The following is a 13,178-nucleotide window of genomic DNA, read 5'->3' on the forward strand; positions in this document are numbered from 1 at the left end:
CGCCGAGTGTAGGCAAGGCCCCGCAAAAGCGGTATGTGCCAAGCGTTTACCATCGTGGAACCGAAGCCGTGATAGCGCCTTGAACCCGTTCCGTGCAAGGCTGCCCTTGGCGGTGTCGGCGTGTGTCGGGTTGTATCCAGCCGTGCACCACGGGCGTTGCCATCGTAGAGTCGAAGCTGCCCGACAGAGGGCGTCGGGCGGGGACGGATCCTGGCGGGGATCCGGCCCCGGTTTTTTTTCACCCGGCGGATCAGTACCGGTAGTTCACCTTCATCCACAGGCTGCGCCCGGGCTCGTTGATGCGCTCAGGGTCGGCCGGGAAGCCGAAGTCGGCACTGCCGGCCAGGTTCAGGTGCTCGCTGTAGGCGCGGTCGAACAGGTTGTCGACGCCCGCGCTGAGCTGCAGCTGCGAACTGAAACGGTACGCGGCGTTGAGCGCGAACGTGGCGAAACCTGCACTCGGCCCGAGGTCCTGTGCGACCACGTTGCCCTGGCCCTCGGCCACGCGGTGCTGGTGGGTCACCGCACGCAGCAGTGCCCCGGCACTCCAGCGCTGGCCTTCCCAGTTCGCGCTCAGGCGTGCTTCCAGTGGTGGCATCTGCGGCAGCGGACGCTGCTGGTCGCGGTTCTCGCCCCAGGCATAGGCCAGCGTGCCGCCCAGCTTCCACTGCCCGGCCAGGCTCACTTCCAGGCCCGCCTCGGCACCGGCGATGCGCGCGTCGACATTGCGGGCCTGGCTCATGCCCATCATGCCGCTGCCGTGGTACGTGAACAGGATGTAGTCCTGGACCTGCCCGGCGTACGCCGAAACCCACGCCTGCACGCGCGGTCCCTTGTACTGCAGGCCGACGTCGAGCTGGGTGGTGCGTTCGGGCTGCACGCCGGTGAACGCGTTCACTGCGCCGGCCGGGCCGTGGTTGGGCGAGAACAGCTCCCAGTAGTCGGGCATGCGTTCACTGTGGCCGAGCCCGGCGTACCAGGTCAGGCCGTCGGCCAGGTCCTGCTCGTAACGCAGGAAACCACTGCCGAGCCATTCCTTGCGGCGCTGGCCCGCAGTCGGATTGGGCCTGTTCCCCATCATTCCGCGGATCGATTGCCGCTCATCGCGGACGCTGGCGCGGTCGATGCGCAGGCCACTGATCCACCGCTGATCGGTGCCGGCGCCGAGGGTCAACTCGGTGAACACGCCGTAGCGGCGGAACTTGGCATCGGTCTCCCAGGCGGCCTGGCGGTAGGTGTTGCGGCCCATGCCCATGCGGCCACGATGGCGGCTGTCTTCGCCGTCCACACCCGCCACCAGTTGCACGTCCTGCCAGTGCCACTCGGAACTGACCCGGCCGCCCTGGGTACGGCGGTCCACGTTCGACGCCATCGGCATCGGCATCATGCTGTTGGGATTCGGCGTGCGCAGCGTGTAGTTGTCCATCGCGTGGTCGGCTTCGTTGTAGTACACGTTGGCCTGCAACGTGTCCCACGCACCGGGCAGGTTTCGTTTTTCGAAGCGCGCGGCATAGCTGGTGCGTTCGAACGCGGCACCGTCCATGCCGCGCCCGGCGTAACGCGCGATGGCATCGCCGGCACCGGCGGAAATCTCCAGCAGCGTGTCGGCATCCGGCGTCCAGCCGATGGCCACGTCACCGTTCCACTTGCGCCACTTCGACGGCACCACGTCACCGTGGCCGTCCTTGTAGTCATCGGCCTCGGAGCGGTTGCCGCTGGCGCGTACATGGCCGGTTGGATTGCCCAGGGTCAGGTCCAGCACCTGGTCATTGCGGTTGCGCGAACCGACCAGCGCACTGGCATCGGCACGCAGGCCGGGTTCATCGAAGCGCGGCGTGTCGCGCTCGAAGCGCACGGTACCGGCCGAGGCACCTGCGCCCCAGCGCACGCTCTGCGGGCCCTTGATGATGGTCAACCGGTCGAAGCTTTCCGGCGCGATGTAGGACAGCGGATTGTCCATGCGCGACGGGCAGGCACCGATCAGGTTGCCGTCGTTGCTGAGGATGTTCAGGCGCGAACCGAACATGCCGCGCAGCACCGGGTCGCCGTTGGTGCCGCCATTGCGGACGGCAGAGAAGCCGGGAACGGTTTTCAGGTAATCGGCACCATCACTGGCCGGCACCGGCTGCCGCGGCAGGCGCGGATCGGTCACCCAGTGCAGCGGCGAGGATGGTGCGGCGGCGGTGACCACCATCGTGTCGAGGGTGCGCGCCTCTTCGGCGGGCGCAGCGTAGGCCAGTGACGTGGCCACGGCCAGGCCAAGGGCAACCGGCAGGCGCGCGCAGGCGCCCGCGGGGCGGGAAGTCATTTTCATCGGAACAGCTCCAAGGTACGCACGCGCGCACGGCGCCCGGTCAGGCGTCGTGCGGCAGATTCACGGGGATATCAGCGGACGATGGAGACGCGCGGTGGCCCACGTGCGGCGTGTGCGGGCCAGTGCGGTACGGGCAGCACCTGTTGCGACCACGGGAACACCAGGCGCGGCCGCCACAGCAACGGCAACAGCAGCACCAGCACCGCCAGCCCTGACAGCAGGCGCATGGCCAGTACACAGTATTCGCAGGCTTCGCCATGCATGGCGTGGGGATCGGCCGCGGGGCTGGGCGCTGCCGGCGCGGCGCCGTGCTGATCGTGCCCGGCCATGGCCATGGCGTGCATGTCATGGCCCATCGCGGCATGGTCCATGCCCGCCATCGCGGCGTGCTCCATCGGCTGTGCCTGCAGCGCGCGGCTGACCAGCGGCGCAAGCACCATCAGCAGCGTCGCCAGGATGGCGAGCTGGAGCAGAAGACGCTGCGGGCGGGACAGGCGGGTCACCCCGCTAGTGTAGAGGCGGGTCCAGGGTTACCCGTGCGACGAACCGTCGCAGGAGGGGGTTTATCGGCAGGGCTGCGCCCTGCACCCGCTGCGAGCTGGAGCAACAGCAAGAGCCGAAGCAACATCAAAAGCTGGCTTCCTGTGAGTTAGGCGGGGTGGGTCCGGTTGCGGGGGGCGCTGCAAGTACGTCCATGTAAGCTCGGTCGCCGCATCCATGCGGCTCACGCCCCCGCAACCGGACCCACCCCGCCTTCGACAGATCTCTGCGATCTGCAGTAGATCCACGCCATGCGTGGATGAATCTCCATCGGAATCGAATATTTCGAACTGGAATCGAAAAGCATCCACGCATGGCGTGGATCTATCGTGTCGACCAAGGTCGACACCTACCAACAGCCGCCGGAATCTGTCAGAGGTGGGGCGGTGTGGGCAGGCAGGACCGTTGGCGCCATGGATGGCGCCATCGAGCCCCCAGGGATGGGTTTACGGCGTGTCCTGCCTGCCCACACCGCCCCGCCCCCCCACGGAAGCCAGCTGTTGCTTCGGCTGTTGCCATTGATTCGGCGGGTGCAGGGCTGCAAGCCCTGCTCGCCCCCCCCCTCACACCGTGATGGTCTGGGTCAGTGACTCCCAGGTCGGTGGCACCGGCCACGCGGCGGCCTGGTTGCCATCCAGCACCCTGCGCAGATCGCGCGGATCAATCTGCGGTGCCAGCACGTGCACCAGCTCCAGCGCGTAATCGCGCAGCACCCGGTCGCGCGGCAACACCGCCCAGGCAATGCACTCGCTGATCGGGTCTGGCGCCGGCCACGAGCGCAGGTCTTCGTCGCTGGAACTGACCGCCATCTCCGCCAGCAGGCCTACGCCCAGCCCGGTACGCACATAGGTCTTGATCAGGTCCGCATCGAGCGCGGTCAGCGCCAGGTCCGGCGCCAGGCCGTTGGCAGCGAAGGCGCGCTGCAACGAGGAATTCGGGCGGGTTGAGGATTCGTAGCTGATCAGCGGCTGCCGGGCCAACGCGGCCAGGTCCGGTGCGCGGCCGGCGCGGTCCAGCGGGTGCCCCTTGGGTACCACCACCAGGCGTCGCCAGCGGAACAGCGGCACCGCGATGCCATCGGTGGGCTCACTGCCGGCGGTGCTGATGATCGCGATATCCGCGTCACCCTGGTTCAAGCGGTCCAGCGCGTCGGTTTCACCGGCCTGCTGCAGGTGCACGCTCACCTGGGGATAGGCCTGCTTGATCGCTGCCACCGCCGGCGGCAGGACGAAGCGCGCCTGGGTGTGGGTGGTGGTCAGGATCAGCTGGCCCTGGCTCTCGCGGCGCTGGTTGGCCGCGTAGGTGCGGATGTTGTTGGCCTCGGCCAGCACCGCGCGGGCGCGGGCGATGACCTCGGTGCCGGCCGGGGTGACCGACTCCAGGCTGCGGCCCTTGCGCACGAACAACAGGAAGCCGAGCTCGTCTTCCAGCTGCTTGAGCTGCTTGGACAGGCCGGGCTGGGTGGCGTGCACGCGCGAGGCGGCCAGCGTGATGTTCAGCTCGGCGTCGGCGATGGCGACCAGGTAGCGCAGCTGGGTCAGCGTCATGGGAGGCGGGCGGCGTGGGGCGGAGGTCCACTCTAGGGTCAATTGCCGTCACCAGCTTATAACCAAAGGTTGTTTAAGAAAGGTATCTGGTCATTTCCGGGCGTCATATGCCGGCGCTACGGTCAGCCGGCAGCCGCTGGCCTGAACAGCCAGCCCTCCCCTTCTGCCCGCCGGCGTCCGGCGCGGCCCTGTTTCCGGAGCGCTTCCATGGCCCTGTACGACTCCATCCTCGACACCGTCGGCAATACCCCCATCGTCAAGCTGCAGCGCCTGGCGCCGCCGCAGGTCAGCGTCTACGCCAAGGTCGAGTCGTTCAACCCGGGCGGCTCGGTCAAGGACCGCCTGGCGCTGGCGATCATCCTCGACGCCGAAGCGCGTGGCCTGCTCAAGCCGGGCGACACCATCGTCGAAGCCACTTCTGGCAACACCGGCGTGGCGCTGGCGATGGTCGCCGCCGCGCGCGGCTACAAGTTCGTGGCGACCATGGTCGAGACCTTCTCGGTGGAGCGCCGCAAGCTGATGCGCGCCTATGGCGCCAAGGTGATCCTGACCCCGGCCGCCGAACGCGGCAGCGGCATGGTGCGCAAGGCGCGCGAACTGGCCGAGCAGCACGGCTGGTTCCTGGCCAGCCAGTTCGCCAACCCGGCCAATCCGGCGTATCACCGCAACACCACCGCCGCCGAGATCCTGCGCGACTTCGCCGGCAAGCGGCTGGACTACTTCGTCAGCGGCTGGGGCACGGGCGGCACGCTCACCGGCGTGGGCGAAGTGCTGAAGGTCGCGCGTCCGCAGACCCGCATCATCGCCACCGAGCCAGCCGGCGCCGCACTGCTGAAGGGCGATGACTGGAAGCCGCACAAGATCCAGGGCTGGACCCCGGACTTCGTGCCCGACGTGCTCAACCGTGATGTGGTGGATGAACTGCTGACGGTGGAAGATGACCGCGCGATCGCCACCGCGCGCCGACTGGCCGCCGAGGAAGGCATCTTCGTCGGCATCTCCGCCGGCGCTACCGTGGCCAGCGCACTGGACGTGGCCGCACGTGCCGAACCGGGTTCAGTGATCCTGGCGATGCTGCCGGACACCGGTGAACGCTACTTCTCCACGCCGCTGTTTGCCGACGTGAACGAGGGTTCCGACGACGACTGGCTGGCCGGCCTGCCGTGACACCCCGGGGTCGGATCCCTTTTCCGCAGGGAAAGGGCTCCGACCCCCTTCTGCTTCAGCCTGCATGAAGGCGTCGCCCGCCATCGTGCGTGAAGGCCGTCGGATCGCAGCGCGTGAGACGGTCATGACGCAGTATCCATGCCCTGTCCCCTACCGTGGGAACAGCCGGCGCAGATGCTGCGCGGATCACCTCACAGGCAGGAGACGGACGCATGAAGATCGAAGTTTGGCAGGGCGACATCACGACCCTGGCGGTGGATGCGATCGTCAACGCGGCCAATGAAACGCTGCTCGGTGGTGGCGGTGTCGACGGCGCGATCCATCGTGCGGCCGGGCCCGCGTTGCTGGCCGAATGCGAGCAGCTGCCGGAGCTGCGCCCGGGCGTACGTTGCCCGACCGGCGAAGTGCGCGCCACCAGTGCTTACGCTTTGCCTGCACGCTACGTACTGCACACGGTGGGCCCGGTCTGGCACGACGGCCAGCGCGATGAACCGGCGTTGCTCGCCAACTGCTACTGGAAGTCGCTGCAGCTGGCCGAATCGCTGGGCGTGCAGTCGATCGCATTCCCAGCCATCAGCTGCGGCGTATACGGCTATCCGCTGTACCAGGCCGCGCAGATCGCAGTGACCGAAACACTGGCCTGGCAGCGCAGCCATGCGCAACCGATGCGCATCGTGCTGGTGGCGTTCAATACCGCTACGGCCAAGGCCTACCAGCAGGCGTTGAGTGCCGCCGGGCAAAGCGCCGACAGCGAACCGCGCGGGTCGATGCTGCCGCCCCTGGGTGACGCGGGTTTTGCCGCCGCGCATTGAATCGCGATGCAGCGCGAAAAGGAAAAGGCCGGGCATTGCCCGGCCTTCTCAGTTGCACCATTGATGTCATCCACGCATGGCGTGGATCACGCTCAACGACTGGCAGCTTCCACCGCAGCGGCGTCATCGGCCACGGCGGCTGCAGCGTCGGCAGCGGCACGTGCAGCCGAGGCGGCAGCGCCATCGGCGCTGGCCCCTTCCACCTGCACGCGCACCTCGACCATGCCTGCGCCATTGTTCAGGCTGGACACGTCGACGGTGTAATGACCGGCCGGCAGAGTCTCTTCCAGGCGCGAGTTGGTACCGTTGCCACCGTCGTCGTCGGTCAGCTCGACATCGCCACCGACCACGCGCAGCACGGTATCGACCTGGCTGGAAATCGCATCCAGGCGCACGTCGGCCGGCCGGTCCAGGGTCAGCAGGAAGCGGCGACGGCCTTCGTTGTCCAGCATGGTGTACACGCTGCCCGACTTCGGCAGGGCGGTGCCATCGCGCTCGACCAGATTCCCCGGCAGTTCGATGCGGGTGGCAGACAGGGTGAACATGCCATTGACACCGCTGCCGAGGCCGCGCGCGGTCAGGGTGTACTTGCCCGGCTTCAGCGACAGGGTCAGCCGCGAGTTGGTGCTGTCGTTGCCATCGTCGTTTTCGGCTTCAACGCCCTGGCCCGACAGCTTCAGCACCGGATCGAAGACATCCGACACCAGGCGGATTTCGTACAGGCCGGCCTTGTCCACCTGCAGGGTGTAGTCCTGCGAATCACTGGCCAGCATGTCCACGATTTCGCCACTGCCCGCCAACGGCTTGCCGTCGTAAGGTTTCAGCTTCTCGGCTCGCAGGCGATACGGACCAAAGGCGGTCGGGCCATCGGCATTGACCGCCACCTGGTAGGTGCCGCCGCCATTGGCACGGAACGCCAGCGAGACGTCGCCTTCGCGTTCGTAACCGGTGTTGCTGGTGGAAACAAGACTGCCGTTGTTGAACACGGCGATCGAGCCGCTGAGGGCACCAGTAAGTTTCAGGCCGACCAGATCCTTGTCTTCCAGCTTGATCTGGTAGAGCTGGTGATGGCTGCCATCATTGAAGTTGATGCCGCTGCGCGAGGTGATCTCGCCGGACACCGGCTTGTCGAAATCGAGCGACGCGGCCTTGCCTGCCTCTGCGCCGCCGCCGATGCGGTTGCACCCGCCGGCGACCAGGACCGTGGCTACGGCCAGTGTGATTGCTGCCAAACGCATGTTGTTTCTCCTTGGCCTTCCATGTGGTTCCCGCGTACCGGCCGGGCACGCGGGGGCGGAAAAGATACCCGCAAAAGCAAACGCCGGCGTGATGCCGGCGCTGCCTTGTTCATCCAGCGATGGGACGGATCAACCGTTCCACTTGCCCAGCGCAGCCAGGCCGTTGTCCTTGGCACGCTCGTACACGGTCTTCTGGGCGGCTGCGTAGTTGCCCTTCATGTCCTTGGCCCACAGCTTCAGCGCGGCCTGCTGCATGGCGCGACCGTAGGAGAAGCTCAGCGGCCACGGCAGGTTGCCCAGCTGGTTCATCGCGTTCAGGTGCTCGGTGGACTGCTCGTCGCTCTGGCCACCGGACAGGAACACCACGCCCGGCAGGATGGCCGGCACGGTGCTCTTCAGGCACATCACGGTCGACTCGGCCACTTCCTCGACGTCGGCCTGCTCATCGCAGTTCTTGCCGGAGATGACCATGGACGCCTTCAGGATGGTGCCTTCCAGCAGCACGTTCTGCTGGTACAGCGCGTCGAACAGCGAACGCAGGGTGGCTTCGGTGACTTCGTAGCAGGTCTCGATGTCGTGGTCGCCGTCCATGATCACTTCCGGCTCGACCATCGGCACCAGGCCGCATTCCTGGCACAGGGCGGCATAACGGGCCAGCGCATGGGCGTTGGACTCGATGCAGGTGCCCGACGGAATGCTCTCGCCGATGTTGATGACCGCACGCCACTTGGCGAAGCGCGCACCCAGCTTGTAGTACTCCTGCAGGCGCTCGCGCAGGCCGTCCAGGCCTTCGGTGACCAGCTCGCCCGGGCAGCCGGCCAGCGGGTGCGCACCCTTGTCCACCTTGATGCCCGGAATCATGCCGTGGTCGGCCATGTACTTGGCGAACGGCACGCCGTCCCTGGTCGACTGGCGGATGGTTTCGTCGTACAGGATGGCGCCGGAAATGTGCTCGTTGAGCTTCGGCGTGGTCAGCAGCAGCTCGCGGTAGGCACGACGGTTCTCCTCGGTGTTCTCGATACCGACGCCGGCGAAACGCTTGGCGATGGTAGCGGTGGATTCGTCGATCGCGATGATGCCCTTGCCCGGGGCGACCATGGCCTGGGCGGTTTCGGCCAGCTGTTCGATGCTCATGTATTTCCTGTGGCGGGTGCGGGAAAAACGTAAGTATAGCCCCGCCGCCCGTTGCCCCGGTGTCGAGGCCAGGATGGAAACGATTCCAATGTCCACGCAGGACAAGGGATGTCCTGCGGCATGGGGTCAGAGCCCCTTTGGGGATCTGACCCCGGGTCGGATGCGCGCAGCGGCTCCGACCCGAGGCCGACTGGGTTTACAGATCGCCCAGCCCAATGGCGCGGCCGTCTTCACCCACTTCCAGCAGGCGCAGGGTATTGGTGGCACCGTGGGTTTCCATGTGCTCGCCGCTGGTGAACACGACGCGGTCACCGGCCTGCAGCAGTTCGGCTTCCACCAGCAGGCGGATGCTGCCGCGCGCGGCTTCGCGCGGGGTCAGGCCGCGGCTGTCGAAGTTGATCGGGAACACATCGCGCATCAGCGCCATCTGCCGGCGCGCGCCGTCATGGCGGGTCACCGCGAACACCGGCGCCTTGGCGCGGAAACGCGACAGGTAACGCGCGGTGCCACCGGACTCGGTCATTGCCACGATCGCGCGCACGCCCACGTGCTGGGACAAGAACATGGTGGCCATGGCAATGGCCTGGTCGGCACGCTCGAGGTTGCGCGGCGAAGCGTTGAAGTCGGTCTCGGTCTGGAACTGGCGCTCGGCCCCCAGGCAGATGCGCGCCATTGCTTCGACCGCCTTGACCGGCCAGGCACCTGCAGCGGTCTCGGCCGACAGCATCACCGCATCGGTGCCGTCGATGACCGAGTTGGCCACGTCCAGCACTTCGGCACGGGTCGGAATCGGGCTTTCCACCATCGACTGCAGCATCTGCGTGGCGGTGATCACCACCTTGTTCTGTGCCAGCGAGGCCTTGATGATCTTCTTCTGCAGGCCCGGCAGTTCGGCATCGCCGATCTCCACGCCAAGGTCGCCACGGGCGACCATCACCACGTCGCTGGCCTCGACGATTTCTTCCAGGTTCTCGATGGCCTCGGTGCGCTCGATCTTCGACACCAGCGCAGCATCACAGCCATGCGAGCGGGCGATGTCACGCGCATCGTTCATGTCCTGTGCGTTGCGGCAGAACGACACGGCGATGAAGTCGACACCGATCTTGGCGACGATGCCGATCAGCTCCTTGTCGCGCTCGGTCAGCGCGCCCAGCGAGAGGCCGCCGCCCTGCTTGTTCAGGCCCTTGCGGTCGGACAGCACACCGTCGTTCAGTACGGTATTGATGATGCGTTCGCCCTGCACCTCCACCACCTGCAGCTGCATCAGGCCGTCGTCGAGCAGCAGGACGTCGCCCGGACCCACGTCCTGCGGCAGGCCGAGGTAGCTCACACCCACCTGGGTGGCATCACCCGGGCCGGCGCTGGTGCTGGCGATCAGGTCGAAGCGGTTGCCCGCCTTCAGCTGCACCTTGCCTTCTGCGAAGCGCTCGATGCGGATCTTCGGGCCCGGCAGGTCGGCCAGGATGCCCACTTCCACGCCGACGCGGGCGGCGGCGGCACGCACTTCGGCGGCACGCTTGGCCTGGCCGGACGGGTCACCATGGCTGAAGTTGAGGCGCACCACGTTGACGCCGGCGCGGAAAAGATCCTCCAGCACGCCCGGCGGATCAGTGGCCGGACCGAGGGTGGCAAGGATCTTGGTGCGACGCTGACGCTCGAACATGGTGAATGGGCCTCTCCCGATAAAGAACGGAAATTAGCACATCCTTCACGCCGCATGTATACGGTTACAGCCTTGTGCTGCCTGACTTCGCGGGTCATGGAACGGACATCACCCGGACATACGCTGGCGCAGGGTGTTCTGTAGAGCCGGGCCATGCCCGGCTGCACCGTGGGCCGCAATCAGCCGAGCATGGGGCCAGCTCTCCAGGCGGGGCGGCTAGGCCAACAGCGTCGTCAGCTGTGCCGGCTCGCGAGCCAGCTGGCCCGCACCGGCTTCGGTCAGTTCGGCCTCACCGCCAAAGCCCCACAGCACCCCCACGCTGCGCAGGCCGTGGTGGCGTGCGCCCTCGATGTCCATGCGGCGGTCGCCGATCATCCAGCACTGTGCGGGCTGCAGCTGCAGGCGGCGCAGTGCCTCCCCGACCAGCTCGGGCTTGTGGCTGCGCGAGCCGTCCAGGGTCGAACCGACGATCTCCTCGAACAGCCCGCCAAACGGCAGGTGCGCAAGGATGCGGCGCGCATGCGGCTCGTTCTTGGCGGTGACCACCGCCAGGCGGTGGCCTCGGCCATGCAGCGTGCGCAGGGTGTCTTCCACCTGCGGGTACACCGTGTGTTCGCGCCAGCCTTCGGCGTCGAAGCGCTCGCGGTAATAGCCCACCGCCTGCTCCACCCGCGCTGGTTCGACGAACAGTGGCGTGAAGGTGGTACGCAGCGAAGGACCGATCCAGCCCAGCAGCGTTTCCTGCGGCGGCACCGGATGGTCCATCTTCTGCAGCGCATAGGCGATGCAGGCGGTGATGCCCACCTGCGAGTCGATCAGCGTGCCGTCCAGGTCGAAGAACAGGACATCCTTGCCGTGCCCGGCACTCATGCGCCGCGCGCGTCGAGTGCGGCGACCGCCGGCAGGGTCTTGCCTTCCAGGAACTCCAGGAACGCGCCGCCGCCGGTGGAGATGTAGCTGACCTGCTGGGCGATATCGAACTTGTCGACCGCCGCCAGGGTGTCGCCGCCACCGGCGATGGAGAACGCCTTGGAGCTGGCGATGGCGCGGGCCAGCGCTTCGGTGCCCTTGCTGAAGGCCTCGAACTCGAACACACCGACCGGGCCGTTCCAGACCACGGTACCGGCCTTGTCGATCAGCTGCGCGTACTGCGCCGCGGTCTGCGGGCCGATGTCCAGGATCAGATCATCTTCGGCAACGGCGTCGACCGCCTTCACCTCGGCGACCGCGTCGGGCATGAACTGCTTGGCGGTCACCACGTCCACCGGCAGCGGGATGTCGGCGCCGCGCGCCTTGGCATCGGCCACGATCTTCTTCGCGGTGTCCAGCAGGTCCGGCTCGTACAGCGACTTGCCGACGTTGTAGCCGGCGGCAGCGATGAAGGTGTTGGCGATGCCACCACCGACGATCAGCTGGTCGACCTTGCCGACCAGGTTGGCCAGCAGTTCCAGCTTGGTGCTGACCTTGCTGCCGGCGACGATGGCCAGCAGCGGCTTGGCCGGTGCATCCAGCGCCTGCGCCAGCGCGTCCAGTTCGGCCATCAGCAGCGGGCCACCGGCAGCAACCGGGGCGAAGCGGATGACACCGTGTGTGGAGGCCTGCGCACGGTGCGCGGTGCCGAAGGCGTCCATCACGAACACATCGCACAGGGCGGCGTACTTCTTCGACAGGGCTTCATCGTCCTTGCCCTCGCCGACGTTCATGCGGCAGTTTTCCAGCAGCACCAGCTGGCCCGGCTGGACCTCGACGCCGTCGACCCAGTCGCGCACCAGCGGAACCTCGCGACCGAGCAGCTCGGACAGGCGCTGGGCCACCGGCGCCAGCGAATCGGCTTCGCTCCACACACCTTCCTTCGGGCGCCCCAGGTGCGAGGTGACCATCACCGCCGCGCCCTGCTCCAGCGCGCGCTTGAGCGTCGGCAGCGAAGCGGTGATGCGCTGTTCGGAAGTGATGCGGCCATTCTCGATCGGCACGTTCAGATCCTGGCGGATCAGCACGCGCTTGCCGGAGAGGTCGAGGTCGGTCATGCGGACGATGGACATGGGCAACTCTTTGGCTCGGGGACAGGATGCCGGGATGCGGCAGGCGGTCATTGTATCGGGTGCGGGTGGTGGGAGGGTCCATGCCTGTGGCAGACAGAGGCACAACTGCAACTGCAGCAGCAACAGCAACAGCAACAGCACAGCCAGAGCCAAAGCGCTGGCGGTTCGTGGTGCCGTGAGTGGGCCGGGGCGGTGCGGGCTGGCAGGGGACGCCGTGAATCCGTCCGTGGAGGCTTGGCAGCCGCATCCATGCGGCTGACACCCCTGCCAACCCGCACCGCCCCGGCCTCGACAGGTTCATGTGACGGAGCGGATGGCAAAGGCAAGAGCGGTTTCTGATGTCGGATGGAGAAAGAAGGGGTCAGATCCGTTTTCCTGCGGAAAACGGATCTGACCCCGAGGGCCCCGCTGTTCTGTAGAGCCGAGCCCATGCTCGGCTGGAGATTTCGCGGAGAGCAGCCGAGCGTGGGCTCGGCTCTACAAGAAGCGCCCAGCGAAGCTGCTTTGCTCTTGCTCTTCTTCTTTCTCTTCCGTGGGTGGAAGCAACCGGAAACTGTCAGAGGCCGGGCGGGGTGGGTTCGCGGGGGTGTCTGATCTGGCCCCCTGAAAACGGACGCCATGAAGCCGTTTCAGGCGGCAGCCCGGAGCTGCCGGGCGTAGTTGTTAGGCGAGTGGTAGCCCAGCGCCGAGTGTAGCCGGGCTGGATTGTAGAAGCCGTGGA

General features: G+C 66.9%; 10 protein-coding genes. 2 read left to right on the top strand and 8 right to left on the bottom strand.

Annotated features, from left to right (window positions below; all coding sequences use genetic code 11):
- Positions 1–250: 250 nt before the first annotated feature.
- The 3 genes from AC5P5R_RS11070 to AC5P5R_RS11080 all read right to left on the bottom strand — a co-directional run bounded on the left by AC5P5R_RS11070 (position 251) and on the right by AC5P5R_RS11080 (position 4,401).
- Positions 251–2,314 carry a TonB-dependent copper receptor gene (locus AC5P5R_RS11070; protein ID WP_100438378.1) on the bottom strand — a complete coding sequence of 688 codons (2,064 nt, stop codon included), beginning with the start codon at positions 2,312–2,314 and terminating at the stop codon, positions 251–253.
- A 71-nt stretch (positions 2,315–2,385) separates the two neighbouring features.
- Positions 2,386–2,817 (bottom strand): DUF2946 domain-containing protein, encoded by a 432-nt coding sequence (locus tag AC5P5R_RS11075; RefSeq protein WP_012481122.1) that lies wholly within the window; start codon positions 2,815–2,817, stop codon positions 2,386–2,388.
- A gap of 600 nt (positions 2,818–3,417) precedes the next feature.
- Entirely contained in the window at positions 3,418–4,401 is a 984-nt protein-coding gene (locus tag AC5P5R_RS11080) for a LysR family transcriptional regulator (protein WP_005410828.1), read from the bottom strand.
- 207 nt (positions 4,402–4,608) lie between these two features.
- On the opposite strand from AC5P5R_RS11080, the gene cysK reads away from it, so the two are divergent.
- Together cysK and AC5P5R_RS11090 are read left to right on the top strand one after the other, a co-directional pair.
- On the top strand, positions 4,609–5,568 hold the full coding sequence (gene cysK, locus AC5P5R_RS11085) for a cysteine synthase A (protein ID WP_005410829.1): 960 nt from the start codon (positions 4,609–4,611) through the stop codon (positions 5,566–5,568).
- A 212-nt stretch (positions 5,569–5,780) separates the two neighbouring features.
- Positions 5,781–6,380, top strand: coding sequence for an O-acetyl-ADP-ribose deacetylase (locus tag AC5P5R_RS11090; RefSeq protein WP_005410830.1), 600 nt, complete (start codon positions 5,781–5,783; stop codon positions 6,378–6,380).
- Between the two features lie 92 nt (positions 6,381–6,472).
- On the opposite strand, the gene AC5P5R_RS11095 is transcribed toward AC5P5R_RS11090, so the two are convergent.
- The 5 genes from AC5P5R_RS11095 to AC5P5R_RS11115 form a co-directional block, all read right to left on the bottom strand.
- Positions 6,473–7,618, bottom strand: coding sequence for a hypothetical protein (locus AC5P5R_RS11095; RefSeq protein WP_005410831.1), 1,146 nt, complete (start codon positions 7,616–7,618; stop codon positions 6,473–6,475).
- 129 nt (positions 7,619–7,747) lie between these two features.
- Positions 7,748–8,752: a class I fructose-bisphosphate aldolase gene (locus tag AC5P5R_RS11100; RefSeq protein WP_005410832.1), complete on the bottom strand. Its 1,005-nt coding sequence runs from the start codon at positions 8,750–8,752 to the stop codon at positions 7,748–7,750.
- Between the two features lie 196 nt (positions 8,753–8,948).
- Positions 8,949–10,415, bottom strand: coding sequence for a pyruvate kinase (gene pyk, locus AC5P5R_RS11105; RefSeq protein WP_005410833.1), 1,467 nt, complete (start codon positions 10,413–10,415; stop codon positions 8,949–8,951).
- 216 nt (positions 10,416–10,631) lie between these two features.
- The gene (locus tag AC5P5R_RS11110; protein WP_005410834.1) at positions 10,632–11,285 is read right to left on the bottom strand and encodes an HAD hydrolase-like protein; all 654 of its coding nucleotides are present in this window, start codon (positions 11,283–11,285) and stop codon (positions 10,632–10,634) included.
- Positions 11,282–12,457: a phosphoglycerate kinase gene (locus AC5P5R_RS11115; protein ID WP_005414330.1), complete on the bottom strand. Its 1,176-nt coding sequence runs from the start codon at positions 12,455–12,457 to the stop codon at positions 11,282–11,284. The genes AC5P5R_RS11110 and AC5P5R_RS11115 overlap by 4 nt, the downstream gene beginning before the upstream one ends.
- Positions 12,458–13,178 lie beyond the last annotated feature (721 nt).

The sequence above is a fragment of the Stenotrophomonas sp. YJH_SMC_19 genome, from assembly GCF_059367915.1.

Excerpts from the sequence above, each read along its gene's own strand:
- AC5P5R_RS11080 (WP_005410828.1), bottom strand. The coding sequence starts at position 4,401 with ATGACGCTGACCCAGCTGCGCTACCTGGTCGCCATCGCCGACGCCGAG.
- cysK (WP_005410829.1), top strand. The coding sequence starts at position 4,609 with ATGGCCCTGTACGACTCCATCCTCGACACCGTCGGCAATACCCCCATC.
- pyk (WP_005410833.1), bottom strand. The coding sequence starts at position 10,415 with ATGTTCGAGCGTCAGCGTCGCACCAAGATCCTTGCCACCCTCGGTCCG.
- AC5P5R_RS11100 (WP_005410832.1), bottom strand. The coding sequence starts at position 8,752 with ATGAGCATCGAACAGCTGGCCGAAACCGCCCAGGCCATGGTCGCCCCG.
- AC5P5R_RS11115 (WP_005414330.1), bottom strand. The coding sequence starts at position 12,457 with ATGTCCATCGTCCGCATGACCGACCTCGACCTCTCCGGCAAGCGCGTG.
- AC5P5R_RS11090 (WP_005410830.1), top strand. The coding sequence starts at position 5,781 with ATGAAGATCGAAGTTTGGCAGGGCGACATCACGACCCTGGCGGTGGAT.
- AC5P5R_RS11110 (WP_005410834.1), bottom strand. The coding sequence starts at position 11,285 with ATGAGTGCCGGGCACGGCAAGGATGTCCTGTTCTTCGACCTGGACGGC.
- AC5P5R_RS11095 (WP_005410831.1), bottom strand. The coding sequence starts at position 7,618 with ATGCGTTTGGCAGCAATCACACTGGCCGTAGCCACGGTCCTGGTCGCC.
- AC5P5R_RS11070 (WP_100438378.1), bottom strand. The coding sequence starts at position 2,314 with ATGAAAATGACTTCCCGCCCCGCGGGCGCCTGCGCGCGCCTGCCGGTT.